General features: G+C 70.0%; 20 protein-coding genes. 8 read left to right on the forward strand and 12 right to left on the reverse strand.

What is annotated here, in order from left to right:
* Positions 1-42: 42 nt before the first annotated feature.
* Positions 43-1,362, reverse strand: coding sequence for a glycoside hydrolase family 76 protein (locus AC1MED_RS03070; RefSeq protein WP_479785371.1), 1,320 nt, complete (start codon positions 1,360-1,362; stop codon positions 43-45).
* A 160-nt stretch (positions 1,363-1,522) separates the two neighbouring features.
* On the opposite strand from AC1MED_RS03070, the gene AC1MED_RS03075 reads away from it, so the two are divergent.
* Together AC1MED_RS03075 and AC1MED_RS03080 are read left to right on the forward strand one after the other, a co-directional pair.
* Positions 1,523-2,368, forward strand: a complete 846-nt coding sequence (locus AC1MED_RS03075; protein ID WP_479785372.1) for an SDR family NAD(P)-dependent oxidoreductase — start codon at positions 1,523-1,525, stop codon at positions 2,366-2,368.
* Entirely contained in the window at positions 2,365-3,579 is a 1,215-nt protein-coding gene (locus AC1MED_RS03080; RefSeq protein ID WP_479785373.1) for an acyl-CoA dehydrogenase family protein, read from the forward strand. The genes AC1MED_RS03075 and AC1MED_RS03080 overlap by 4 nt, the downstream gene beginning before the upstream one ends.
* A 215-nt stretch (positions 3,580-3,794) precedes the next feature.
* Here the strand turns inward: AC1MED_RS03080 and AC1MED_RS03085 are convergent, their stop codons facing one another.
* Both AC1MED_RS03085 and AC1MED_RS03090 read right to left on the reverse strand, forming a co-directional pair.
* Positions 3,795-4,622, reverse strand: coding sequence for a DUF1684 domain-containing protein (locus tag AC1MED_RS03085; protein ID WP_479785374.1), 828 nt, complete (start codon positions 4,620-4,622; stop codon positions 3,795-3,797).
* A gap of 27 nt (positions 4,623-4,649) precedes the next feature.
* Entirely contained in the window at positions 4,650-5,288 is a 639-nt protein-coding gene (locus AC1MED_RS03090; RefSeq protein ID WP_479785375.1) for a TetR/AcrR family transcriptional regulator, read from the reverse strand.
* 212 nt (positions 5,289-5,500) lie between these two features.
* Between AC1MED_RS03090 and AC1MED_RS03095 the strand changes: the two genes are divergently transcribed.
* The 3 genes from AC1MED_RS03095 to AC1MED_RS03105 all read left to right on the forward strand — a co-directional run bounded on the left by AC1MED_RS03095 (position 5,501) and on the right by AC1MED_RS03105 (position 10,067).
* On the forward strand, positions 5,501-6,181 hold the full coding sequence (locus AC1MED_RS03095; RefSeq protein WP_479785377.1) for an NADPH-dependent F420 reductase: 681 nt from the start codon (positions 5,501-5,503) through the stop codon (positions 6,179-6,181).
* 163 nt (positions 6,182-6,344) lie between these two features.
* Positions 6,345-9,164, forward strand: a complete 2,820-nt coding sequence (gene ppc, locus AC1MED_RS03100) for a phosphoenolpyruvate carboxylase (RefSeq protein WP_479785379.1) — start codon at positions 6,345-6,347, stop codon at positions 9,162-9,164.
* Positions 9,165-9,761: 597 nt separating this feature from the next.
* Positions 9,762-10,067 carry a hypothetical protein gene (locus AC1MED_RS03105; protein WP_346960531.1) on the forward strand — a complete coding sequence of 102 codons (306 nt, stop codon included), beginning with the start codon at positions 9,762-9,764 and terminating at the stop codon, positions 10,065-10,067.
* Positions 10,068-10,096: 29 nt separating this feature from the next.
* Here AC1MED_RS03105 and AC1MED_RS03110 read toward each other — a convergent pair whose 3' ends face one another.
* Together AC1MED_RS03110 and AC1MED_RS03115 are read right to left on the reverse strand one after the other, a co-directional pair.
* Positions 10,097-10,741, reverse strand: coding sequence for a DedA family protein (locus tag AC1MED_RS03110; RefSeq protein ID WP_479785380.1), 645 nt, complete (start codon positions 10,739-10,741; stop codon positions 10,097-10,099).
* A 47-nt stretch (positions 10,742-10,788) separates the two neighbouring features.
* Positions 10,789-11,787 carry an RluA family pseudouridine synthase gene (locus AC1MED_RS03115; protein WP_479786533.1) on the reverse strand — a complete coding sequence of 333 codons (999 nt, stop codon included), beginning with the start codon at positions 11,785-11,787 and terminating at the stop codon, positions 10,789-10,791.
* Between the two features lie 158 nt (positions 11,788-11,945).
* Here AC1MED_RS03115 and AC1MED_RS03120 point away from each other — a divergent pair, with 158 nt between their 5' ends.
* Together AC1MED_RS03120 and AC1MED_RS03125 are read left to right on the forward strand one after the other, a co-directional pair.
* Positions 11,946-12,587, forward strand: a complete 642-nt coding sequence (locus tag AC1MED_RS03120; RefSeq protein ID WP_479785382.1) for a helix-turn-helix domain-containing protein — start codon at positions 11,946-11,948, stop codon at positions 12,585-12,587.
* A complete protein-coding gene (locus AC1MED_RS03125) occupies positions 12,580-13,272 on the forward strand; it encodes an SRPBCC domain-containing protein (protein ID WP_346960550.1) in 693 nt (230 codons plus the stop codon). The genes AC1MED_RS03120 and AC1MED_RS03125 overlap by 8 nt, the downstream gene beginning before the upstream one ends.
* 50 nt (positions 13,273-13,322) lie before the next feature.
* On the opposite strand, the gene yczR is transcribed toward AC1MED_RS03125, so the two are convergent.
* Positions 13,323-14,888 carry a MocR-like transcription factor YczR gene (gene yczR, locus AC1MED_RS03130; protein ID WP_346960534.1) on the reverse strand — a complete coding sequence of 522 codons (1,566 nt, stop codon included), beginning with the start codon at positions 14,886-14,888 and terminating at the stop codon, positions 13,323-13,325.
* A 61-nt stretch (positions 14,889-14,949) separates the two neighbouring features.
* On the opposite strand from yczR, the gene yczE reads away from it, so the two are divergent.
* Positions 14,950-15,657: a membrane protein YczE gene (gene yczE / locus AC1MED_RS03135; RefSeq protein ID WP_479785384.1), complete on the forward strand. Its 708-nt coding sequence runs from the start codon at positions 14,950-14,952 to the stop codon at positions 15,655-15,657.
* A gap of 43 nt (positions 15,658-15,700) precedes the next feature.
* On the opposite strand, the gene AC1MED_RS03140 is transcribed toward yczE, so the two are convergent.
* The 6 genes from AC1MED_RS03140 to AC1MED_RS03165 form a co-directional block, all read right to left on the reverse strand.
* Positions 15,701-16,552, reverse strand: coding sequence for a DNA-formamidopyrimidine glycosylase family protein (locus tag AC1MED_RS03140; protein WP_479785385.1), 852 nt, complete (start codon positions 16,550-16,552; stop codon positions 15,701-15,703).
* A complete protein-coding gene (locus tag AC1MED_RS03145; protein WP_479785386.1) occupies positions 16,545-21,707 on the reverse strand; it encodes an Lhr family helicase in 5,163 nt (1,720 codons plus the stop codon). Before AC1MED_RS03145 ends, AC1MED_RS03140 begins: the two co-directional genes overlap by 8 nt.
* 112 nt (positions 21,708-21,819) lie before the next feature.
* Positions 21,820-22,470, reverse strand: a complete 651-nt coding sequence (locus AC1MED_RS03150) for a DUF4232 domain-containing protein (protein ID WP_479785387.1) — start codon at positions 22,468-22,470, stop codon at positions 21,820-21,822.
* 132 nt (positions 22,471-22,602) lie between these two features.
* The gene (locus tag AC1MED_RS03155; protein WP_479786534.1) at positions 22,603-23,301 is read right to left on the reverse strand and encodes a YcnI family copper-binding membrane protein; all 699 of its coding nucleotides are present in this window, start codon (positions 23,299-23,301) and stop codon (positions 22,603-22,605) included.
* Positions 23,302-23,500: 199 nt separating this feature from the next.
* Positions 23,501-24,124, reverse strand: a complete 624-nt coding sequence (locus AC1MED_RS03160; protein ID WP_479785388.1) for a hypothetical protein — start codon at positions 24,122-24,124, stop codon at positions 23,501-23,503.
* 129 nt (positions 24,125-24,253) lie between these two features.
* Positions 24,254-25,735: an amidase gene (locus AC1MED_RS03165; protein WP_479785390.1), complete on the reverse strand. Its 1,482-nt coding sequence runs from the start codon at positions 25,733-25,735 to the stop codon at positions 24,254-24,256.
* Positions 25,736-25,768 lie beyond the last annotated feature (33 nt).

Raw genomic sequence — 25,768 nt, forward strand, 5'->3', positions numbered from 1 at the left:
TAAGTGAGGAGGATCACACGAATTACGAAACTATTGCGTGACTTAATTCCCGGCGGAGGCTTCCGGCGCCGGGGTTGCACTGTCCGTGGCGGCAGCGGGCGCCTTGGTTCCCGCACCTTCGGTTGCGGCAGCTTCCGTTCCGGCCGCTTCGGCGGACGGCGGCACGACGGCGGGCAGCCTCCCGGCGATGGATGCCGCCGCTTCCAGCACCATCCAGGCCTGCAGCTGGGTGGAGAGCTCGACGGCGGATCCCGCCGGGTAGCTCCGGCGCGCCGGCAGTTCGGGACGGGCCGAGAACACCAGCCGGGCGCCGTTGCGGGCCAATGGCTCCTGCGCCGCGACCAGACGCCGGCCTTCCCAGAATGCCTCCGCCGTATCGGTCACGAGCAGGGCTGCCTCGGCCCGCGTCGGTGCGGGCAGCCGCTCGTCAACGGCGGCCAGGGCCAGGTAGCGGACGAGGATTCCGGTGAAGAGCCCGCCGTCGCCGGTTCCCTCCGAGCGGAGCACCGTGCCCTTGCGTCCCAGCAACGGTGCCTCAACGGTGAGACCGCGCCCGACCGCGGCCACGAGCGCGGCCGCCCGTTCCAGGTTCGCCTCACCGCCCAGCTCCAGCAGGGCGCCGAGGACCGGACCCTGGTTGTAGGTGTAGATGGCGCTTTCCAGCACCAGCTCGCCGCCGGGGGCGATCCGCAGGCCGTCCCGGTACATGCCCTGTTCCGGGTCGTAGAGCTTGGCGTCCAGCCAGTCCAGCAGGGCCTGCGCCTTCGCCGCCTGCCCGGTCCGGGCGTAGTACAGGGCCACCGGGGCCGTAGCCGGGGTGTTCTTGAAGTCGCGCTTTTTGCTCCAGAACGTGCCGCCGCCGAGGTCGTCGGTGGAGGCTGAATCGAACTGCAGGGTGAGGCTCTTGAGCACTTTGGCGTTGCGGCGCCGGCCGGAGGTCTTGCGGGTGTCCCCGGCGAGCTTCTCCAGCCGCAGGGTGGCCAGGGCCAGCCAGGCCATGTCGTCGTAGTAGCTGTTGACGACTGTCAGGAAGTTGCGCAGCCGGATGCCGGTGACCAGGCGGGAGGCGAGCTTGCCGGCGCTGGGCAGGTTGTCGCCGTCGAACTTGGCCGGGGTGTGGCCCTCGACGCCGAGTTCGCGGCGGCCGGTGTCCACGAGGCAGTCCACGTAGTGCGCCTGCCACCAGTAGTGCCACGGCCGGGCGAGGTTTTTCAGCCGGCCGGAGGGACGGCTGATTGCGGCGATGTGGGTGCCGGGCAGGAAGAAGAGACGCTGCCCGAACAGCCGGGTCACCGAACGTGCGGCCTCATCGGCGCGGAAAGACCAGTTCGGGGCGGGGGAGTGGGCGGCTGCTGCGGTCATGGACCAAGCCTAGTGGCGGCGGCCGCCGCGGCGCGGAATCCGGGGCCGGAGGTGCGCAATGTTTGCATTCCAGTTAACCTGAACTAACTAATGTTCCCTGGTGCCGGTGGGCTGCGCACAGTTCCACGGCCGGGTTGCGGTGCCACATCAAGGAGGATGTATGGACGTCATGGGTACGGTCGCACTGATTACGGGCGGCGCTTCCGGGCTGGGGGCCGCGACGGCCCGGCGGCTGTTCAGTGCCGGCGCCTCGGTGGTGCTGGTGGATCTGCCGGGTTCGGCGGGGGACGCCCTCGCCGCCGAGCTCAACGCGTCCGCCGAGCTCAACGCGTCCGCCGGCGGCGGCGCGCCGGAACACGGCACTGCGCCGGAACCGGCGAACCGCGCTGTCTTTGTGCCCGCGGACGTTACCAGCGAGGAGCAGGTGCAGGCCGCCGTCGACGCCGCCGTCGCGCTCGGGCCGCTGCGGATCGTGGTGAACTGCGCCGGCATCGCCACCCCGGGCAAGGTACTGGGCCGGGACGGTGTGCTGCCGCTGGAGACCTTCAGCCGGGTCATCCAGATCAACCTGGTCGGCACCTTCAACGTCATCCGCCTGGCCGCCGCCGCGATGGCCGCCACCGAGCCGGTTGCCACCGGGCTGGGCGGCGAAGAGCGCGGGGTCATCATCAACACCGCCTCCGTGGCCGCGTTCGACGGGCAGATCGGGCAGCCGGCCTACTCGGCCTCCAAGGGTGCCGTGGCCGCGATGACGCTGCCGATCGCCCGCGAACTGGCGCGCTCGCTGATCCGCGTTGTCACGATCGCGCCCGGCATCTTCGAGACCCCCATGATGGCCGGGCTGCCGCAGGAGGCACAGGACTCGCTGGGCCGCCAGGTGCCGCATCCGTCCCGGCTGGGCCGGCCCGCCGAATACGCGAACCTCGCAGCGCATATCGTGGACAACGCCATGCTCAACGGGGAGACCATCCGGCTCGACGGCGCCATCCGGATGGGGCCGAAGTGACCCTGGCCGTGGACAGCGCTGCCCCCGTGGACCCGGCGCTGTCCGGACTGCCGTCCGCCGATTTCTTTGACTTCGAGTCGCTGCTCAGCGCCGCCGAACAGGCGAAGCTGGCCGAGCTCCGGGAGTTCCTGGCCCGCGAGGTGGCGCCGTTCGCCACCCAGTGGTGGAACGACGCCGAGTTTCCGGCGCACATCCTGCCTAAACTGGCGGCGCTGGAGCTCAGCGCCCCGGCTCAGCGCGGCTACAGCAATCTGTTCGCCGGGCTGGTCATCGCCGAGATGACCCGGGTGGACACCTCGCTGGCGACCTTCTTCCTGGTCCACCACGACCTGTTCGTGGAATCGCTCTACGGCTTCGGCTCCGCAGAGCAGAAGGCCCGGCTGCTGGACGACGCCGCGGGCCTGCGCACCACCGGGGCCTTCGCTCTGACCGAGCCGGACCACGGCTCGGACGTGGCCGGTGGGATGGAGACCACCGCGCGGCGCGTGTCCGGGGAGTCCGGCGACTACTGGGTGCTCAATGGGGCCAAGCGCTGGATCGGCAACGGGACGTTTTGCGACTACATGCTGGTCTGGGCGCGCGACGAGGCCGACGGCGGCATCCGTGGCTTCATCGTGGACGCCACACTGCCCGGCGTGCGCCGGAGCAGGATCGAAAACAAGATCGCGCTGCGGACCGTGCAGAACGCCGACATCGTCTTCACCGACGTCCGGGTGGCGGAGTCGGACCGTTTCGCCGGGATCAACAGCTTCGAGGACACCAACGAGCTGCTCCGCGGTTCGCGGATCATGGTCGCTTGGCAGGGCGTGGGGCAGCAGCTGGCCGCCTTCGACGTCGCCCGGCAGTACGCCGTCGAACGCCACCAGTTTGGCCGGCCGCTGGCCAAGTTCCAGCTGGTCCAGCAGCAGCTGGTGACGATGCTCGGCAATGCGGTGGCGAGCATGGGCATGATGGTCCGGATTGCCCAGCTGCAGGACGCGGGCGCGGCGGACATGCCCCAGGTGGCACTGGCGAAGTCTTACGTGAGCGCCCGGATGCGCGAAACCGTGGCGATGGGCCGGTCCCTGCTGGGTGGCAACGGGATCGTCACCGATTACCGGATGGCCAAGATCTTCGCCGACGCCGAGGCGATCTATACCTATGAGGGCTCGTACGAGATCAACACCCTGATCGTGGGCCGCGCCGTGACCGGGGTGTCCGCGATCGTCTAGGTCCGCCCCTTAACCCCGCCCCGCCCTCCCGCCCTCCGGCTCAGAGCGCGAACGTACACTTGGGGCCCCTGAATCTGCGAGGTTGAGGGCCACTAGTGTCCGTTCGCGCGTGGGGGTGGGGCCTGAAGTGTCCGTTCGCGCTTTGGGTGGGGGCCTGAAGTGTCCGTTCGCGCTTTGGTGCGGGGCCTGAAGTGTCCGTTCGCGCGTGGGTCCTGTTAGGCGAAGGGCTGCTTTTCGCCCGCCTCGATCCGGTAATCCAGGCTGTTGTTCCGCACCGGCATGGGGCACGTGCCGTAGGGGGTGAAGGCGCTGGGGTAGTTGATCGCCCGGTTGAAGTCCAGAACCACCGTGCCGTCCGGCCGCGGCCGGGCCGTGGAGACCTTGCGCCACTCGTCCGTCGTTATCCCGTTGGTCTCGTCGTGGAACGTCACCGTCAGGGCTCCGAGCTTTTCCTCCTCGGCCTGCAGATGGCACTCATGTTCCTGGCCGGGAAGTCGGAACACCAGCTCACCGACGGATCGGTGCACCCCGTCCACCAAAGGGTTGGCGGTCCCGATGGGCACGTCCACCGGCTCGGGGTAGGGCACGAACCGCGCTTCTATGACCAGGTCCGGCCGGTAATCAAAGGTGGGCACGCCGTCGAACCCGGTAAACACCGGCGACGCCGAATCCCGGGTGCGCAGCGCGTACTTGTTGGCCCGCATGGCGAGCTCCACCCTGACCTCACGGCCGTCCGGGCCGCCGAACTGGACCCAAAGCAGCGACTCTTCGTTGGCCAGCGCCGCGCCGATGGTCCCGTCGACGGGCTCGCCCGTCTCCACCAGCGTCAGCCCGTCCGCCGCGGCGGCGGTGAGGAACGCCGTCGTGCCGTCCGTGGACCACAGGCCGGGGACGAGTTCGACGGCGGCGGGGGACTCCGGCAGCCACTGGAAGGAGGTCAGGGTGAGCCAGCCGTACTCGCTGGCGAGGGCCTCGTTGCGGTTCTTGCGGAAGCGCTGCCAGCGGGCAAGCTGTGCGCCGGTGGGGGACGGGGCGGCGGTCAATGGGCACCTCTTCGGGTATCAGCCCAACTAGCTGTCAGTTGGGGGCGGGCTTGGGAGGGCGGCCGCGACCAGCTGGGCCGCGGTGGTGCGGGCGGCGGCGGCAGCAGCGGGGTCGGCGTCGAGCACCCCGCTGGCCAGGCCGCCGTCGAGGACGAGGGTCAGGCTGCGCGCCAGCCGGTCCGGGTCCGGGGCGCCGGCCTGCTCCGCCAGGTCACGGATCCAGGCCAGGATGTGCTGTTTGTGGGCGACCGTACGCTCGTGCACCCGCGTGCCGGGGGCTGACTCGGCGGCGGCGTTGATGAAGGCGCAGCCGCGGTAGCCGTCGCGGCGGCAGGCGTTGGAAAGGGCGTCGAACAGGCCCACCAATTGATCCGCGGGGTCCGGCCCCGCGGCTTCGGCGGCGGCGTGCAGCTGCCCGGTCCAGACGCCGTCGACCTGTTCGAGATAGGCCAGGATCAGGTCGTCTTTGGCCGGAAAGTACTTGTAGAAGGTGGCCTTCGCAACGCCGGATTCTGCGATGATCGTGTCGATGCCGGCCGCCCTGAGGCCCTGCGCATAGAAGAGACGGAATGCCGTCGCCAGGATCTTATCCTTGGCCTGCCCCGCAGGCGTCCGGACAGCCCGCGGCCAGGCGGCGGTTGGTGCGGTGGCTGGGTGCGGCGTCATGACTTCATGGTACACAGACCCGTCTGTCCGGTTCCTCTTGTTCCGCGACTCATTCCACGGCGGGCAGCGGTGGGCAGCGGGCATGCGGGCGTCGATCTTCGGCCGAGGTGTCCTTGCCGTAGACAGTTCTGTCTGGTAGCGTCTCGCCCAGTGGTAGACGAACTTGTCTACCCCAAGGTCTTCCGCGAAACCCTTTCCCGAATGAGGTCCCCATGAAAATTGCAGTCTTTGGCACCGGCACCGTCGGCCCCCTCGTCGCAGGCGCCCTGGCAAAGCTCGGCCACGACGTCGTGATCGGAACCCGCGATCCGGAAGCCACGCTGGCCCGGACCGAGGCGGGGCCGATGGGCGGCGTCCCGTTCGCCCAATGGCATGCGGAGCACAGCGACATCGCCGTGACCACCTTCGCCGATGCTGCGGCCGGCAGCGACATCGTCGTCAACGCCACAAATGGGACCGGTTCCCTGAACGCCCTGGGTGCAGCCGGGCCTGCCACCCTGACCGGCAAGGTGATCGTGGATATCGCGAACCCGCTCGACTTCTCGCAGGGCTTCCCGCCGTCGCTGAACCCGGTGAATACGGACAGCCTTGGTGAGCAGATCCAGCGGGCCTTCCCCGACGCCCGCGTGGTCAAGACGCTCAACACCATGAACGCCGGCGTCATGGTGGACCCGGGAAGTGTGGCCGGCGGCGACCACTCGGTGTTCGTCTCCGGCAACGACGCGGACGCCAAGACGGTGGTGGCCGGCCTGCTGGCGGACCTTGGCCACCGCGACATCATCGACCTGGGCGACATCACCACGGCCCGCGGCACGGAGATGCTCCTGCCGATCTGGCTGCGGCTTTGGGGCGCCTTCGGCAACGCGGACTTCAACTTCAAGATCGCCCGCTGACGTCCCATCTGGCCGGGAGCGCCGCCGAAAAGAGGCCGGACACTATCTGAGACGGATTCCCGGCCGCCGCGTGAGCCGGGTAACATCCCATGGGTACAAGTAACCCGGCTCACAGTATCCAGCGCAGTGTACGAGCCAAGTCGAACCTCGAAAGATGATTTCCATGGCTGACACTGCACTGACTTCCGGCACGGACCTCGCCTCCGAACTGCGCGCTGATGTCCGCCGGGTGTCCACCCTCCTCGGCGAATCCCTGGTCCGCCAGCACGGCCCCGAGCTCCTCGACCTGGTGGAACAGGTGCGGCTGCTGACCAAGGAATCCAAGGAGGCCGCCCGGGGCGGCGCCGATGCCACCGGGCCGTGGAGTTCGTACGACGTCGTCGCCCAGGTCCGCGAACTGCTCGGCTCCCTGCCGCTGGACCAGGCCACCGACCTGGTCCGGGCCTTCGCTTTCTACTTCCACCTAGCCAACGCCGCCGAGCAGGTCCACCGGGTCCGCGGGCTGCGCAGCCGGCAGGAAAAGGACGGCTGGCTGGCCAAGGCCGTCGCCGAAATCGCGGAAAAGGCCGGATCCGCCGTGCTGCAGGACGTCGTGAACGAACTCGACGTCCGGCCCATCTTTACCGCGCATCCCACCGAAGCGTCCCGGCGGTCGGTGCTGGACAAGATCCGCCGGCTCTCCGACGTGCTGGCCGAATCCACATCGGAAGGAACCTCGGCCCGCCGTCGCCAGGACCGCCACCTGGCCGAGGTGATCGACCAGATGTGGCAGACGGACGAGCTCCGCCAGGTCCGCCCCACCCCCGTGGACGAGGCCCGGAACGCGATTTACTACCTGACCGGCATCCTCAGCGACGCTATGCCGGAGATGCTTTCGGACCTGTCCGACCTCCTCACCGAGCACGGCGTCACCCTGCCGGCCACCAAGGCGCCGATCCGCTTCGGCTCCTGGATCGGCGGGGACCGGGACGGCAACCCCAACGTCACCGCCGGCGTCACCCGCGAAATCCTGCAGATCCACAACCAGCACGCCGTCCGGATCAGCATCGGCTTGATCGACGGGCTCATCTCCATCCTGTCCAACTCCACCGCGCTGGCCGGGGCCGACCAGGCGCTGCTGGACTCAATCGACGTCGACCTGGGGAACCTGCCCGGACTGGACCGGCGCGTCCTGGAGCTCAACGCGCAGGAACCGTACCGGCTCAAGCTCACCTGCATCAAGGCCAAACTGCTGAACACCGGCCGCCGGGTCACCGCCGGCTCGGCGCACGAGCCCGGCCGGGACTATGCCGCTACCGCGGAACTCCTGGCCGAGCTGGGCCTGCTCGAGTCCTCGCTGCGGAACCACCATGCCGGCCTCGCCGCCGACGGCGCCCTGGCGCGGGTCCGGCGGGCGATCGCCTCCTTCGGCCTGCACCTTGCCACGCTGGATATCCGCGAACACGCAGACCATCACCATGACGCCGTCGGGCAGCTCATGGACCGCCTCGGGGGGCCCGGCGTGCGGTACGCCGAGCTGAGCCGGGCCGAGCGGCTCGAAGTGCTGGGCTCCGAGCTCGCGTCCCGCCGCCCGCTCTCCGGCCATCCGATCAAGCTCGACGGCGTCGCGGCCGGCACGTACGACGTCTTCCGCGAGATCAGACGCGCCCTGCGCACCTACGGCCCGGACGTGATCGAGACCTACATCATCTCGATGACCCGCGGCGCGGACGACGTGCTGGCCGCGGCCGTGCTGGCCCGCGAGGCCGGGCTGGTGAACCTTTTCGGCGAGGCGCCGTATGCCAGGATCGGCTTCGCTCCGCTGCTGGAGACCGTGGAGGAGCTGCGCGCCTCGGCCGAGATCGTGGACGCCCTGCTCTCCGACTCGTCCTACCGCGAGCTGGTCCGGCTTCGTGGCGACGTGCAGGAAATCATGCTCGGCTACTCGGACTCCAACAAGGAATCCGGCGTGATGACGAGCCAGTGGGAAATCCACAAGACCCAGCGCAAGCTGCGCGACGTCGCGGCCAAGCACGGCGTCCGGGTGCGGCTGTTCCACGGCCGCGGCGGTTCCGTGGGCCGTGGCGGCGGACCGACCTACGACGCGATCATGGCCCAGCCCAACGGTGTGCTCGAGGGCGAGATCAAGTTCACCGAACAGGGCGAGGTCATCTCGGACAAGTACTCGCTGCCGGAGCTCGCGCGCGAGAACCTGGAGCTCTCCCTCGCCGCGGTGCTGCAGGGGTCGGCGCTGCACCGCACCCCGCGGACCTCGGAAGACCAGCGCGAACGGTACGGACACGTCATGGAGACCATTTCCGACGCCGCGTTTGCCCGCTACCGGACGCTGATCGACGACCCGGACCTGCCGGCGTACTTCATGTCGTCCACGCCGGTGGAGCAGCTGGGTTCGCTGAACATCGGCTCCCGGCCCTCGAAACGCCCCGACTCCGGCGCCGGACTTGAGGGCCTGCGGGCGATTCCGTGGGTGTTCGGCTGGACCCAGTCGAGGCAGATCGTGCCGGGCTGGTTCGGCGTCGGCTCCGGGCTCAAGGCCGCCCGCGAGGCGGGCCACTCGGCCCAGCTGGTGGAGATGATGGAGGGCTGGCACTTCTTCCGGTCGGTGCTCTCCAACGTGGAGATGACCCTCGCCAAGACGGACATGGACATCGCGGGCTACTACGTTTCGACCCTGGTCCCGGCCGAGCTGCACCACCTGTTCCACACCATCCGCGCGGAGTACGAGCTGACGGTCGCCGAAATCCAAAACCTCACCGGCGAGGATCTCCTCCTCGACGCGCAGCCCACGCTCAAGCGCTCGCTGGAGATCCGCGACCAGTACCTCGACCCGATCAGTTACCTGCAGGTGGAGCTGCTGCGGCGCGTCCGGGCCGAGGCCGCCGCAGGGGAGGGCATGCCCAACGCCGAGATCGACGAACGCCTCCAGCGCGCCATGCTGATCACCGTCAACGGCGTCGCGGCGGGCCTGCGCAACACCGGCTAGCCCTCCCACGATCCACCCTCAGGTGTGGCGGGTGTTTTCTGGTTGCTCCCTCAGGTGTGGCGGGTGTTTTCTGGTTGCTCCCTCAGGTGTGGCGGGTGTTTTCTGGTTGCTCCCTCAGGTGTGGCGGGTGTTTTCTGGTTGCTCCCTCAGGTGTGGCGGGTGTTTTCTGGTTGCTCCCTCAGGTGTGGCGGGTGTTTTCTGGTTGCTCCCTCAGGTGTGGCGGGTGTTTTCTGGTTGCTCCCTCAGGTGTGGCGGGTGTTTTCTGGTTGCTCCCTCAGGTGTGGCGGGTGTTTTCTGGTTGCTCCCTCAGGTGTGGCGGGTGTTTTCTGGATGCTCCCTCAGGTGAGGCGGGTCTTCTGGGCGAGCGATCTGCGGGGGCGTTGGTTTGAATCCGGCCGGATGTGCGGGAGGGTTGGTTTGATTCCGGCCGGATGTGCGGGAGGGTTGGTTTGATTCCGGCCGGATGTGCGGGAGGGTTGGTTTGATTCCGGCCGGATGTGCGGGAGGGTTGGTTTGATTCCGGCCGGATGTGCGGGAGGGTTGGTTCGATCCCGGAGGATCTGCGGGAGCGTCGGAGGGGGCGGCTAGGGTTGGTTTATGCCCTCGTTCCAGACCAGACTCAAGATCACCGGACTCAAGCCGGGCACACCGCCCGAAGCCGTTATGGCCGCTGCCGTGGAGGCACTCGGGACGCGGCACCATGTGGAGTCCAACCAGCTGGAGATCGCCAGCGGTGTCCCGCAGTTGAACCTGCGCTTCCTTGTGGACGCCACGGCGTACGCGGCGGAGAACAGCCAGGCGCTGGAGTCGGCCGCCATGATGCGCGACGCCGTCGAACGCGTCGCGGTGACCGGGCCGCTGACCGTGCTGCGGCGCAACCGGGGCCGCTGGGCTCCGGTCTAGCCGCGACCCCGGGCGCAGCGGCTGCCGGGCTAAAAGTCCAGTTCCGCGTCCGGATCCGCCGCCTGAGAACCGGGTTCCACCACGGGGGAGCGGTTGCCGCGGCGGCGGGTGACGATCACTCCGACGACGGCGCCAATCACCAGGCCAAGCCCCACCCCGATCAGCGAGCTGGCCCAGAACGGCAGCTTGGTGGCCGAGCCCGTGACGTACCCCAGGCCCACGGACCACACCGCCCACAGCGAGCCGCCCAGCGCAGCGCAGAAACTGAACCCCTTGGTGGACACGTTGGCGATCCCCGCCGCGGCCGTAGTGGCCAGCCTTCCGCCGGGGATGAAACGGATCCCGATGATGGCCCCGTAGGTGGAGGAGCGGCCCGCCCGGGCGATGGCCAGGTGCACGCCGCTGTGGAATTTGCGGCCCCAGCTCCACCGGTCCAGCACGTGGCTGAGGCGGCGTTTGAAGAGCTGGAAGACCACTAGGTCGCCGAGCCAGGAGGCCAGGGCGGCGAGGATGGCCACCAGGAACACGTTGGCCCGGCCGTCGGCGGACAGGGCTCCGGCGGTGATAACCACCATTTCGGAGGGCAGCGGCGGGAAGATGGCGTCGCCAAGGACAACGGGGATGATCCAGAAATAGATCGCTGCTCCCCACGTGTCCGCATTGGCCAGGTCCATGGGCACAAGGTACCGCATATCCGGCCGCCCGGCGGGTGGCGGGTTCCCTAGCGAGCCTCGGAAAGCTCGAGCCGGCTGCGGTACTCCACCGGGCTGCCCGAGATCGGATCCACGAAGCGGATGCCGCGGGCCAGGAGCTGGAGCGGCTTGGCGTAGTCGTCCGGTGCCTTGTCCAGCAGCTCGGGGTAAAACGCGTCGTTGACAATCCCGAGTCCCAGTGAGGCCATGTGGACGCGGAGCTGGTGGGTCTTGCCGGAGTGCGGCTCCAGCCGGTAAAGCGCGCGGCGCGCCGACCCGGCGTCGTAAGCGGTGCCGTTGGCCTCAGAGCCGCCGGCCCGGGCCGCGTCAGCCTGTGCCGCGTTGGCCGGCCCCGCGAACGTGCGCAACCGCTCGATCCGGGTCTCGGCGTTGGGTTCGCCTTCGACGACCTCGGCGAGCAGGTAGCTGCGGGACTTGGTCATCCGGTTCCGGACCACCACGGGGAAGTCGACGGCGGGGTGCCCCGGGGCGGGTTCCGCGGCGGACACGCACTCGTATTCCTTCTGCACCTGGCGCTTTTCGAAGAGCACCTGGTACTTCCCACGGGTCTCGGGATTTGTGGAGAGCAGCAGGATGCCGGCCGTCATGCGGTCAAGTCGGTGCATCGGGATCAGGTCCGGCAGCTGCAGCTGGTTCCGCAGCCGCACCAGGGCAGACTCCTGGATGTAAGTGCCGCCCGGGGTGGTGGGCAGGAAGTGCGGTTTATCCACGACCAGGAGGTGTTCGTCCTGGTGCAGGATGTCCAGTTCCACCGGGATTCGGGTCTCCGGCGGCAACGAGCGGTAGTACCAGATGAAGGTGTGGCGCTGCAGCGGGGTGGTGCGGTCCAGCGGCACGCCGGCCTCGCCTACGATCTCGCCGGCGTCGAAGCGGTCCTCGATGCCCTGCGGGTCGATGTGTCCCCAGCGGTGCATCATGTAGTCCATGGCGGTGTCCCACGGCCCCTCGTCCGGCAGCCGCAGGCGGGTCGCGTTCACGCCGTCGCGCACGGGCAGGGGGGATTGCATCACCGGTCCATTCTACTTTGCCCCTTCCCTCCCGCCGTTTCGACGGTTCGGTGCCCGCACGACGTTTCCGAGCGCCGGGTGGGCAGGTAACCTTTGAAACGGCACCGACGACTAAATAGTTCTTGACAAATAAAATTGTCGGCGAGCAGACTCGAAGCATGTTGGACATCGAGGTCATCGAAGACCCGGCGGCGGCGGAGGCCTCGCTGGACCCCATCCGCACCCGGATCCTGCGTGAGCTGGCGGAACCGGGATCCGCAACTCAGCTTGCCGCGGGGGTGGGCCTGCCGCGGCAGAAGGTGAATTACCACCTCAAGGCCCTCGAGCGGCACGGCCTGGTGGAGCTTGTCGAGGAGCGGCGGCGCGGCAACGTCACGGAACGCGTCCTGCGGGCGACGGCGGCGTCGTATCTGATATCGCCGGCGGCCCTGGCCTCCGTGGCTCCGGACCCGCACCGTTTCTCGGACCGGTTCTCCGCCTTCTGGCTGCTGGCGCTTGCGGGCCGCATGGTCCAGGAAATGGGCCAGCTGATCGCAGGCGCGGCGGCGGCCCGGCAGAAACTCGCCACCTTCGCGATCGACGGCGAGGTCACCTTCCGTTCCGCGGCGGACCGGGCGGCCTTTGCCGAGGAGCTCGGCGCCGCAGTGGCCGGGCTCGTCGAAAAGTACCACGACGGCGGGGCGCGCGGCCCGGCAGCTTCCCCGGCGGCGGGACGCAAGCACCGGCTCGTCATCGCACTCCACCCGGCACTGAAAACCTCACCCCAAACCCTGAAAGCTAAGGAGCAGGACCATGACTGACAAGCGGGAATTTGAGATCGTCTATGACACCGACCTGCCCGGCACCCCGGAGCGCGTATGGGAGGCCGTCACCCGCGGTACGCCCGCCTGGATGTTCCCCACGGACCAGTGGCCGGACGTGAAGACCGTGGAGGAGCGCCCCTCCCACCTGGTGTCGCGGATGGAGGGCCCGGACGGCTGGTTCAACCAGCTCGAACACGTTTTGGAACCGCTCGACGGCGGCCGGGCGCGGCTGCATTACGTCCACAGCGGCATCTTCACCGACAACTGGGACGAGCAATACGACGGCGCCAGCAAGCACACGGCGTTCTACCTGCACACCCTTGGCCAGTACCTGAAGCACTTCGACGGCAAGCCCGTGGTCTTCACGGACATCCAGGCGCCGGCCGCGTCCCAGGCCCCGGACGGCTTCGACCGGCTCAGGAGGGCCCTCGGCGTCGCCGCCTCAGCCCAGGGAGACACCGTGGAGCTGGACGTCGACGGCGTCGGGCACCTTGCCGGGGAAGTGGACTTCTCCAACGAGAACTTCCTCGGGCTGCGGACCGCTGACGCGATGTACCGGTTCTTCGGGCGTAACGCCTTCGGCGCACCGGTGGGCGTGACTGTGCACGACTTCAGCGGCCGCGGGGACTCCGGCGCGACAGCCAAGGCGTGGGGCGGATTCCTCGACAAGGTCTACGCCTAAGCCCGCGGCTCAGGTCGGGGCGGGCCGGGCCTGGCCGGGCACGAAGGGGATCAGGCGATGGCCGCGGCGGGCCGGGCGGGGAGGTTCCGGCGCAGCTGCGGGGAGCGGTCCAGCCGGTCCTGGGCTGAGCGCAGGGCCAGCACCGCGGACTCCAACTGCTCCGGCGGCAGGGTGAACGGCAGCCGCAGGTAATGCTCAAAGGCGCCGCCGACGCCGAACCTGGGCCCGGCGGCCAGCCGGATACCGAAGTCCGGGGCGATAACCGCGAGGGCGGTGCTCACCGGCGCCGAAAGCCGGCACCAGACCGACAATCCGCCGACCGGCCGTTCCGGCTCCCACTCCGGAAGATGCCGGCGGAGCAGGTCCAGCAGAATGTCACGGTTGCCGCGCAGCGCTGCGAGCCGGCCCGGCAGCGGTTCCGTCAGGTCGTTGACGAGGTGGGCCGCGGCGAGCTGCTCCACCACCGGGCCGCCCAGGTCCAGGGTGGTGCGGACCGCCGCGAAACGTTGGATCAGGGGCTCGCCGGCACGGATCCAGCCGGTGCGCAGCCCTGCCCAGTGCGACTTGCTGAGCGATCCCACGGACACCACTGCCGGACCGAACGCGGCCATCGGGGTGGACGCGGCGCCGTCGAGGTTCAGCTCCCGCAGCGTCTCATCCACCACCAGCACGGTGCCCGACGCCGCGGCAGCCGCCACGAGGCGGCGCCGCTGGGCGTCGGGCATCAGCCGGCCGGTGGGGTTGTGGAAGTCCGGCACCACGTAGGCCATTGCCGGCCGCTGCTGCAGCAATGCCGACTCCATCGCCTCGAGGTCCCAGCCGGCCGGCCCCGCGATGTGGCTGTCGGTGCGTTCGTCCGTCCGGGCGCCGGCGCGCCCGCCGGACCGGGAACCGCTGCGGACGCCGCCACGGTTCGCCGCGGGCATCGCCACGGTCACGGGGCGGCAGCCCGCGGCGCGGATCGCATCGAGTGCATTCGGGTAGCTCGGGTGTTCCACAAGAACCTTCCCGGACCGTTCGGCGAAGGTCCGGAGCACGATGTTCAGGGCGTGCTGCGCACCGGAAGTGACCAGGATCTGCCCGGCGGTGGTGGGCACCCCGGCCGCTGTGTAGCGGGCCGCGATCGCCTCCCGCAGCCGCCCCACCCCGAGGGCGTCGTAACCGAAACCGGGCAGCAGCGCCGGCAGTTCGGTCAGCGCGGCGGCAAACGCCCGGTGCACCACTTCGCCGCTGGCGGGCAGCGAGGCGTAGGCCAGGTCCAGGATCCCGTCCGGAACTGCCAGCCCGGGGGCGCCGCTGAGCCGCAGCCCGCCGTCGTTCCCGCCGGTATGGACGGGGCCGTGGCTGGGGATGCAGCTCTTGCTCCGGCTGCCCTGGCCGCTGCTGAGGAAGCCCTGCTCGCGCAGCAGGGCGTAGGCCGCGGTCACGGTGGTGCGGCTGATGCCGAGCGTCGCCGCCAGTGCCCGCTCGCTGGGCAGTGCGACGTCGAGAGCGACGCGGCCGTCGAGGATCAGGAGGCGGACGACGTCGGCCAGCTCGCGGTAGGCGGGCGCGGCGCCGACGTTCCACTCACCCAGCAGGCGGGCCAGGGAGCCGGGGTTCAGGGATCCGGACATAAAGCCAGTATTTCAAACTGGATATGGATTACAAGGCCAGTTCTCCGCAAAGATGGTGGACATGTTGACGCGCAGACTCCTCCAGCTCTTGTTCGGCCTTGCCCTGTACGGCATTTCGCTGGCCATGGTCATCCGTGCCAGCCTTGGCACGGCGCCGTGGGACGTCTTCCACCAGGGGCTCGCGGGCCGGACGGGGCTGAGCCTCGGCACGGTGGTGATCATCGTGAGTTTCCTGGTCCTGCTGCTCTGGATTCCGCTCCGGCAGTGGCCCGGCGTCGGCACCGTCTGCAACGCCGTGCTGGTGGGAGTGTTTGCCGACATCGGGCTGGCGCTGATCCCGCGGTTCTCACACCTGGGCGGCCAGATCGCTCTCCTGGTCGGTGCCGTGGTGCTCAACGGTGTGGCCTCCGCGCTCTACATCGGCGCCCGATTGGGGCCCGGGGCGAGGGACGGGCTGATGACCGGGCTGGCACGCCGGACCGGTTGGCCGGTGCGGGGCGCGCGGACCGGCATCGAGGTGGTGGTGCTGGGGGCCGGCTGGCTGCTGGGCGGCTCGGTCGGCGTGGGGACCGTGCTCTACGCGCTGGCGATCGGCCCGCTGGTGCAACTCCTGCTGCCGCGGTTCACCGTGCCGGAACCCCGGGCCGCAGCTGAAGCGGAGCCCGGAGCCGCAGCTGAGCCGCCGCGCGAAGGTGAAGCAGAGCCCGCAGCTGAAGCACAGCCCGCAGCGGAGGCCGCGGTGGCCGGGGCCTCGACCCCGGCGACGTAGGCCCTGCGGACCGCATTCCACGGCTGGCTCTTCGCAGCCAGCGTCACGCTTTGTCCTGCGAAGCGCCGGGCAGCGGCTGGCAGGTGGGGCAGTAGTAAATGTCCCGTTCCTCGGCGCCGGTGGCCTTGGCCAGCACCCCCCGCCGGATCGGCGTGCCGCACTTGAGGCAGGGCTGGTGCTCGCGCCGGTACACCCAGTAGCCCGGCCGCCCCGCCGTCCGGCCCACCGGGACGCCGCGGGCGTTCAGCACCGTGACCCGCCGGCCCGGACCCAGGTTGGCCGTCAGCAGGACCTTCGCGTCGGTGATCATCGCCGCCAGGTCCGGGACCGCGGACACCGGCGCCGCCGGGTGGACGCCGGACAGGAAGCACGCCTCACAGCGGTAGATGTTGCCGATGCCGGCCAGGTTGCGCTGGTCCAGGAGTGCGACGCCGATTGGCACCTCGGGTGCCGACAGCAGGCGCCGTTCGGCCTCCGCCATGTCCCAGTCCGGGCCCAGCAGATCCGGCCCGAGATGGCCCACGACGCTGGCCTCCTCGGCGGTCGGGATGACTTCCAGCAGCCCCAGCGAGAACCCGACGGCGTCCGCCGTCGCGGTCCGGAGCACGCAGCGGGCGGTGAAGCCGGGCTTGCGCCAGCGTCCGCCCGGGGGATAGATCTGCCAGGTGCCCTCCATCTTCAAGTGCGAGTGGATGGTGAGCCGGTCCTTCGGGGCCGGGCCCGCCACGCGCATCAGCAGGTGCTTGCCGCGGGGGACGACCTCCTCCACCCGCCAGCCGCCCAGCTTCAATGTGGCGAAGCGCGGCACCCGGAAATCGGACGCCAATAACTCCTTGCCCGCCAGCGCGGCGTGCAGCTGCGCCGCGGCGCGGAAGACGGAATCCCCCTCAGGCACGGATCCTCAACCCCTTCGGCGTGGAGTAGGCGCCGGCCTGGGCCAGGGCGGCGGCGATGGGGGTGTCCAGGATGCCGTGGCCGTTGACCTTTTCCATGATCAGTTTGTCCACGGCGCCCCGCGTCACCACTCCCACAAGGGCGGCGCCGGCGGCGGCGAGGACGTCGGCGTCGGCGCTGAACGCCAGCAGGGTCTTGCCGCCGCGTTCGACATAGAGCACCAGGGCGCCGTCCACCAGCACCACCAGGGCGCCCGCCTTCCGGCCAGGGCGGTGGCCGGTGCCGGCCTCGACGTCCATGGCCGGCCATGGCAGCGCGGCGCCGTAGGGGTTGGCCGGGTCTGTGGCGGCGAGTGCCAGGGCGATCGGCTCGGCCTTGTTCAGCTGGGCGTCCTCGACGTAGGACCGCAGCCGGTCCACCGTGGCCGGCACCGCGAACTGGGCGGCCCCGAGGTGCTCGATGAAGTAACCGCGGCGGCAGCGGCCGGCTTCCTCGAGCCGGGCCAGCACCTTGTACATCAGGCCGAAGCCGCCCAGGATGTTCTCCGCCATCACAGACCCGCGGGTGACCACGCCGTACCGGTCGAGCAGGAGCTCCGCGGTGGCCCGGGCGTGGATGGTGGGATCGAGTTCGGGCGCAGGCAGCGCGGACCAGCGTCCGGCGGCCAGCGGCGGGGTGGGGGCGGCGCCGCTGACGGAACCGTACCGGCCGCCGGTGAGGCCCGGAGAGCCGAGCAGCCCGGTCCCGTGGGCGCGGCCCAGCCGGCTGAGCCGGGGCGCCCGGGCTCGCGGGGCACGCCCCACCTGCCGGTGCGCGGTGTGGCCGCCGGCGATCAGGGCACGGACCGGGGCGAACGTGTCGCCGGTAATCCGGCCCGCCCAGGCCAGGTCCCAGAGCGCGGAGACAACGTCCTGGTCGCTGAGCACCGTGTCCATCCCGCCGGCAATGTCGGTCAGCTGCCGGAAGAAGTACCCGCCGCCGTTGTTCTGCAGATGCTCCAGGAGCCGCTGCTGGGCGTCGCCGGGTTCGAAGTCCAGGGCCGGGTTCAGGGTCAGTTCGGCCGAATCGGCCAGGTGGAGGCTCACCCAGCCGTCGTTGCCGGGAAGCGAGCCGGCTCCGGACCAGAGGACCTCGCCGGCGGCCATCAGTTCGTCGAGCATGGCCGGCTGGTAATTGGAAACGCGGCTGGCCAGGACCAGCGGTTCCCAGGCGGACGCCGGAATCGGCACGCCGGAGAGCTGGTCGATGGCGGTGACGATGCCGTCCAGCCCCCGCAGCGCCGACTGCCCCCGGCCGCCGGGTGTGCGCACGTGCTGCCAGGCCGGGAGGAACCTCCCGTACGCGGCGTTGTCCACAGGCTCCACCTCGGCGCGCAGCGCAGCCAGTGAACGGCGGCGCAGCTTGCGCAGCACCTCGGCGTCGCACCATTCGCTGGCCGCCAGCGGCTGAACGACCTGAGGAACGACGGCAGCCTCTCCGACCGCGGCGTCCTCGACGGCGGCGGCCGCGTCGGCGGGTTCCCCGGCGGGCTCCCCGGTGGTGCCTTCAACTGGTTCCGGCGCCGCGGGATGGGGCCGGAACTCGCCCTCGACGGCGCGGCCGTCCGCGGCCAGCCGCTTGAGCGCGGTCCCGACGACGGCGACGCCGAGTCCCAGCCGGGAGGCGGCCTCGGTGGCGGTAAAGGGCCCGTGGGTCCGGGCGTAGCGCGAGACCAGGTCGCCCAGCGGATCGGCGACGGGTTCGATGAAGGCCAGCGGCACACCCATTGGCAACGGGACACCGAGGGCATCCCGCAACCGGGCGGCGTCCTCGACGGCGGCGAACCGTTCAACGCCGCCGATGTTGACCTTGATCGCCCGATTGGCGCGCTGCAGGGCGGCCAGGTGCGCTGCGGCCTCGCCGGGATCGGCGCCCCGGGCCACAGCGGGCTCCGGCGCCGCGGCCTCGCCGTCGGCCGCTTCCGCTTCCCCGGACTCCGCTGTCTCCGGACCCGTCGCGGCTGCAGCATCGCCGGGCCGGACCTCCGGCACAACCTCCGGCAGAACCGCCGGCGTCACCTCCGGCTGGACCTGCGCCTCCAGCCGGGCCGCGACCTCGTCGGGGGTCAGCGGGCCCAACAGCCGGAGCAGGTCGGCCACGCCTTCCAGGCCGCGCATCCTCCGGTCCGGCGCCAGGCGCTGCAACTCCAGCTCGGTGGCCTCGATGACCTTCGGGTCGAGCAACTCGCGCAGCTCCACCCGGCCCAGCAACTCGTTGAGGAGGGTCGAATCCAGGGCCAGCGCGGCGGCCCGCCGCTCGGCCAGCGGCGAGTCGCCCTCGTAAAGGAACTGCGCCACATAGCCGAACAGCAGGGACTTCGCGAACGGCGAGGGCTGCTGCGTGGTGGTCTGCAGGATCCGCAGCTCGCGCCGCTCAATGGAGGCGGCAATATCCTTCAACGCCGGAAGGTCATAGACGTCCTGCAGGCACTCGCGCACGGTTTCGAGCACGATCGGGAAGGTCGGGTACTTCCGGGCGACGTCCAGCAGCTGGGCGGAACGCTGCCGCTGCTGCCAGAGCGGCTGGCGTTTGCCGGGGGTCTGCCGGGGCAGCAGCAGGGCACGGGCGGCGCATTCCCGGAAGCGGGAGGCGAAAAGTGCGCTGCCGCCGACCTCCGCGGTAACAATCTGTTCGAGCTCCTCGGGCTCGAAGAGGAACAGCTCGGCTCCGGGTGGCTCGTCCTCCATCATCGGCACCCGCAGCACGATCCCGTCGTCGGCAGCCATTGCGGAACCGTCCATCCCGTACCGCTGGTGCAGCCGCTGCCCCACGGCCAGGGCCCAGGGTGCGTGCACCGGCATGCCGAACGGGCTGTGCAGCACCACGCGCCAGTCGCCGAGTTCGTCGTGGAACCGCTCCACCACCAGGGTGGTGTCGCTGGGGACCACTTCGGTGGCAAGCTTCTGTTCGGCGAGGTACTGGATCAGGTTGTTGGCGGCGAAGTCGTCCAGGCCGCTGGCCTTGCAACGCTCGGTGGCCGGCCCGACGTCGGACGCCGAGAGTTCGCGCACAAAGGCGCCGAGCGCACGGCCCAGGTCCACCGGCCGGCCGAGGGAGTCGCCCTTCCAGAACGGGAGCTTGCCGGGCTGGCCGAAGGCGGGGGAGACCAGGACACGGTCGTGCGTGATGTCCTCGATTTTCCAGCTGGTCGCACCGAGGGCAAAGACGTCGCCGACGCGGGATTCGTAGACCATTTCCTCGTCGAGTTCACCGACGCGGCGGCCGCCCTTGGCCGGGGAGGCCTTGCCCGGGGCCTTGCCGTCCCCGGGGTCACCGGAGCCGCCGGAGGAACCGGTGCCCTCGACCTCGGTGCCGATGATGTAGACGCCGAACAGTCCGCGGTCCGGGATGGTGCCGCCCGAGGTGACGGCCAGCCGCTGCGACCCGGGGCGGCCCTCGATGGTGCCGGCGTTGCGGTCCCAGACGATCCGGGGCCGCAGTTCGGCGAATTCGTCCGAGGGGTAGCGCCCGGCCAGCAGGTCCAGGGTCGCTTCGAAGGCGGAGCGGGGGAGCGAGGCGAAGGGGGCGGAGCGGCGGACGGTGGCGAACCATTCCTCCACATCGATCGCCCCGAGCGCGGTCGCTGCGACGGTCTGCTGGGCGAGGATGTCGAGCGGGTTGGCCGGGACGTAGAGCCGCTCGATTTTGCCGTCCAGCATGCGTTCCACGGTGATGGCGGTGTGGACCAGGTCCGCCCGGTGCTTCGGGAAGAGGACGCCCTGGGAGATTTCGCCGACCTGGTGGCCGGCGCGGCCCACCCGCTGCAGCCCGCTGGCCACGGACGGCGGCGATTCGACCTGGACGACGAGGTCCACGGCGCCCATGTCGATGCCGAGTTCCAGCGAGGAGGTGGCCACGACGCAGCGCAGCCGGCCGGACTTCAGGTCGTCCTCGATCAGGGCGCGCTGGTCCTTGGAGACGGAGCCGTGGTGTGCCCTGGCCAGGACCGGGTCCGCGCCGGCGGTGCTGCCGGCCTGGGCCATCATGTGTGCGGGCGTGGCGGTGGACGCGGGCAGCACGCCGCCCGCCCCCGGGAGCGCGCCGCCCGCCTCCGGGTCCGCGCCGGGGTCGTCCCAGCCTCCGCCGGCGGCCATCAGCTGGCGCTCGGCGTAGATCTCGTTGAGCCTCGCGGTGAGCCGTTCCGCGAGCCGGCGGGAGTTGGCGAACACAATGGTGGACTGGTTCGCCAGCACCAGGTCCACGATTTTCTCTTCCACGTGCGGCCAGATGGACGCGTGCGGCTGCAGCCCGGACGCCGGACCCGAATCGAAGGCCCCGGCGGCGCCCTGCAGATCGGACATGTCCTCGACCGGAACGGAGACGGTCAGGTCCCAGGTTTTCTTCGAGGGCGGCGCCACGATCTCCACCGGCGCGGACCCCGCCAGGAACTGTGCCACGAGTTCTTTCGGTTCAACCGTCGCGGAGAGCCCGATCCGCTGCGCCGGCTTTGGCAGCAGCGCGTCGAGGCGTTCCAGCGAGACGGCCAGGTGTGCCCCGCGCTTGGTGCCGGCGACGGCGTGCACCTCGTCCACGATGATGGTGTCCACCTCGTCCAGGGTCTCCCGCGCCTTGGAGGTCAGCATCAGGAAGAGGGATTCGGGGGTGGTGATCAGGATGTCCGGGGGGTGGCTGAGCAGCGAGCGGCGGTCCGCCGCCGTCGTATCCCCGGAGCGGACGCCCACCGTGATCAGCGGCGCGGGCAGGCCCAAACGTTTGGCGGTCTGGGTGATGCCGATCAGCGGGGCGCGGAGGTTGCGTTCGACGTCGACGCCCAGCGCCTTGAGCGGGGAGATGTACAGCACCCGGGTTTTCCGCTTCGGAGCCTTCTTCCGGCCGGGTTTGGCGGCCGTGGCATCCAGCCCGGGAAGTTCCTCGGGATCCGCCGGCGCCGAGACCAGGAGCCGGTCCAGCGCCCAGAGGAAGGCGGCGAGGGTCTTGCCGGAGCCGGTGGGGGCCACCACCAGGGCATGCGCGCCGGAGGAAATGGCGTTCCAAGCGCCGTCCTGCGCCGGGGTGGGCGCAGAAAAGGCGCCCAGGAACCACTCCCGGGTCGGCCGGCTGAACCGGTCCATGGCCTCTGCCGCGAGTGTGCCGCCGGCGAGCTCCTGCCCCTTCATTCCTCCATCATGCCCTATGCCGCAGACAGTCTTTGCCGGGGTCCTTGCCGGGGCTATTCGGCCGGACGAGCAGGCGCTGCCCCAGCACGCTGGCGGTGCCCGGAGGCGACGGCTATGCCGCCGTGAACGCCCCGATGGTCAGGAGATTGATGGCGGACTCGCGGCACGCGTCCTTGGGGGCTGCGATGAACAGGGACGCGGTGTCTTCCGGCGGGTAGACGCGGAAGCCCGCGGCCGGGGTGCGGGTGCAGTCGGGGTAGTTACCGGCCTGGGTGTAGCGCAGCGTGGCTTTTCCGGATTGTCCCGGGGCGAGCAGCACGTTGGCCACCGGCCTGGAATCGTCGCGCTTCGCCGCGGCACCGATGGGTCCGCCGCTGGCGCCGGCGGTGAGGGACACCCCGGCGAAGCCCTTGAGCAGGCACGGCTCTGCGCCGGCGTTTTTGAAGATCAGCTGCATGTAGACGCTGCCGGCCGCGCCGCCGCCCCTGGAATCCAAAGAAGCTGTGAGGTTTGCGGCCTTGCACAGGGCCGGTCCCGCCGCGGCGGTGGTGGAGGCAGGTGCGGACGATGCGCTCGGGGAGGCGGACGCAGTCGCGGTTGGGCTTGCCGGGCTGGACTCGCTGGCCGGGGTCGAGGCGGACGACGACGGCGACGCGGCGCCGGTGGAGCCCTGGGGTTGGCTCTGCGTGGGGCCGCAGCCGCTGAGCAGCAGCGCAGCCGCGGCGGCAGCCGTCACGGAAGTGATTACCAGTCTGTTCTTCATCTGCAGAGGCCTCATGGCACCACTGTGATGTTCCACAGTTGCCTGAGTCAACGACGCCACGACGAAGGGCGCGGATTGATGCCCGGATTGTGATTTCCGGGCACCAATCCGCTGGCGCTGCCCGGCGGCGGTTTACTCCTTGGGTGCGCGGGCCGCCGGCACCCGGACAGCGGCGGGCTTCCGGCTCCGGAGCAGCGCGAGTCCGCCCAGGACCAGGCCGCCGACGCCGGCCACAAGGCCCGCCCAGCTCCTGGCCTGGCCGCCGTCGTCGGCCACGGCAGCCGCCGGATCCATTGCCGTGGAGTCCGTGGTCCCGGCCGCGTGCGCGCCGTGCCCGTCGGTCGCCGCGGCGGCGTCCGTGACGGTGACCGACGGCGCGGGGCTCTGGAGCGACTCCTCGTCCTGGCCGTCCTTCGGGATCTCGGACCAGTCGGTCTGCCCCTGTTCGCAGTTTTGCAGGGTCGGGAAGTACAGGGTTTTCCCTGCCGTGTCCGGCAGTTTCACCGAGAGCACCAGGACGTCCCGGAGCTCCGGGCTCAGCGGCGCTTTGGCGGTGTAGACGATCCGGCTGGTGCGCTTCGTTATCGATGAGCCGTCGGCCAGTTTCTTGGGTTCAGCAAGCTTCTCGGTCACCTTGGCCGCCGTCCAGTTGGGGTTCACGGTGGGCTGCGCATCGTTGAGCTCGGGCGGCAGCGTGATGGTCATTTTGGTGGTGCCGGCATGCTCGCAGCCGTGCGGAATGGCGAAGCTCAGCAGGGCGTAGGAGTTGGCGGCGGTGTTGTCCGGGGTGGCATCGACGTGGGCCGAGGCGCCGCTGATGCCGGCGAGCATCAAGGCTGCGGTGGCTCCGGCGACGGCGCTCCCGGAGAGGGTGCGGCGGAGGGCGGATGGGTGCTGTGTAGTGGTCAAAACAGGTGCCTTTCGGGCGTGCGCGCGGCTTGTTGGGCGGCGCGCAGAAGCGGGGTGGCGCGGCGGTGCTGCCCATGGCGGAGGCATTTCCGGGCAGGTCCGGCCGTGGCCGTAAGGAATGTCAGGAAAAAACGACGACGGCGGGCGGCCCGCGGCGGCAATCGTGCCGGAGGTTGCGCCAAGGCAGCGGGACGGCGCCGAGGGGCCGCGTCGGCAGGACGCGCGCTGCGGTGGGCCGCGGCGGGAACGGAGCCGGGAGCTCGAGGAGCGGGCGGAGCCAGGCCGCCAGCGACCACAGCGCGTCCTCGCCCTTGGACAGCAGCAGGGCGCACGCGAGCGTTGCCAGGGCATGGCCGGCGAGCATCGACCAGGCCAGCGCGGAATCCAGCTGGTGGAGCGGGAGGTGGTCCGCCGGGAGCGGAAGGAAGGCAGCCCCGCCGTGGTGCGCCCGCCCGGCCGGTCCGCCGGTCACGGCCGCGGCAGCCGGCGGGCTGAGCGCGGAGAACGCCTCATGCAGGACTACCTGGCCGGCGCCCAGCAGGGCGGACATGGCGGGAAAATTCAGTTTCAGCCGGGTGGCGGTGGTGGTGACCAGGCCGGTGAGCGCCAGGAGCGCGAACAGCACGGCGGGGGCGGGGAGCAGGCCTCCGGCGACGACGTGCGCTGCCGCGGCGAGGGTCACGACGGTCGTGGCGATCATGGCCGAACGCACTGCGTGGAAGGGTGCCCTGGCGGCGGTGCGCACGGAACACTCCCTTCACCAGCGGCGGCCATCGTTGCTCCCGCAGGCACCTTGCACGCCGCGGGTTGTCCGTCGATTCTAGCGGCGAGTTCTACACGGCTGCGAAAACGGGAGGTAGCCCGGCACGTTGTCCTAGAGGGCAGGTGCCCTCCGTCCCTGCAGGGTTGCCTCGGCAGCGGCGGCGAGTGCCACGAGGGTCCGTTCGCCGTAGGGCACCGCCATCAACTCAAGGCCTACGGGCAAACCATCAGCTGTTTGTCCGGCCGGGATGGTGATTGCCGGGAAGAGGAGCTGGGATGCGATGACCGTGTTGGTCGGGTAGGTCAGGCACGTCCAGCGGTCAGCGAAGATGTCCTCGCGCGTGGGTGCCGGAAGCTTGGCGTCCGGGAAGGCGACGGCGTCGAGCCGGTTCTGCGCCATGATACCGATCACCTGCCGCTGGAACGCGGTCTGCGCCAGGAGGCGTTCCACATAGTGGGGATCATCGGTGGGCTGTTCCGGTCCGGCCACGATCGCCTCGAGCAGGTCGAGCTTCTCGTGGTACTGCTTTGTCTCGATCAGGAAACGCATGGAGGGGATTCCGGTATCGGGGCGGGCGCCGACGAATTCATTCATATCCGCCTGCGACCGTGTGGTGTAAAGCGACGTGAACCCCACCTGATCGTCGAGGTTGTCGATCGTGATGTCGATCAGCTCAGCGCCCGCGTCACGCAGTGCCGCGAGCGCCAGCCCAATGGTCTTGTTGACCTTGACCCCGTCCGGGTCGGAGTCATCGCCGAACGCCTGGCGGAGGACCCCGATCCGCTTGCCGGTCAGGGTCGCCTTCTGGAGTGCGCTGAGGTAGGGCTCCTTTTGGCCGGCTATGACGACGGCCGCGGTGTAGTCGTCGGCTGCGTCGTAGCCGACCATGACATCAAGGAGCCGGACGGCGTCCTCCACAGTCCGGGTCATCGGCCCGGAGGTGTCCTGGGGCTTCACCAGGGAGGACATGCCGGCGCGGCTGATCAGCCCGGGAGTGACGCGGAGCCCGACGAGGCCACAAAAAGACGCGGGCAGGCGGATCGAGCCGCCGGTGTCTTCTCCGACCCCGACCAGGGAGAGGTTCGCCGCGACGGCAGCCGCGGTTCCACTGGAGGAACCGCCAGGGTCACGTGCAAGGTCGTACGGGTTCTTGGTCACGCCGCTGCGCGAGGACGTCGAAAACCAAGACGTTGCGAAGTCGGGCAGCGTGGTCTTACCGAGAATGATGGCGCCGGCATCTCGGAGTCTGGCAATTGCCGTCGCATCCTGCGTGGGCTGATAGTCGCCGGAGGCGATGCTGCCGAATGTCGTGGGCAGGCCGGCGGTCTCAATCTGATCCTTGACGACGACCGGGACGCCGTGAAGCGGTCCAGCGAGCCGGCCCGTTTCGGCGAGCTCCCGGTCGAGCCGGCGTGCCTCTTCCAACGCGCTCTGAGAGACGGAGATCAACGAATTGAGTTCCGGGCCGGACCGGTCAAGGTCAATGCGGTCGAGGTACGCGCCGACGAGGTCCTCGGCGGTGAATTCCCCGCTAAGGAAGGCCTCGTGCGCCTGGGCGATGGTCAGCTCTTCGATGGAACGTTCAATGGCCATGGGTTCACTGTGCCTTAATCCCTGTCCGCGAGG

The organism is Arthrobacter sp. BI5, assembly GCF_056680065.1.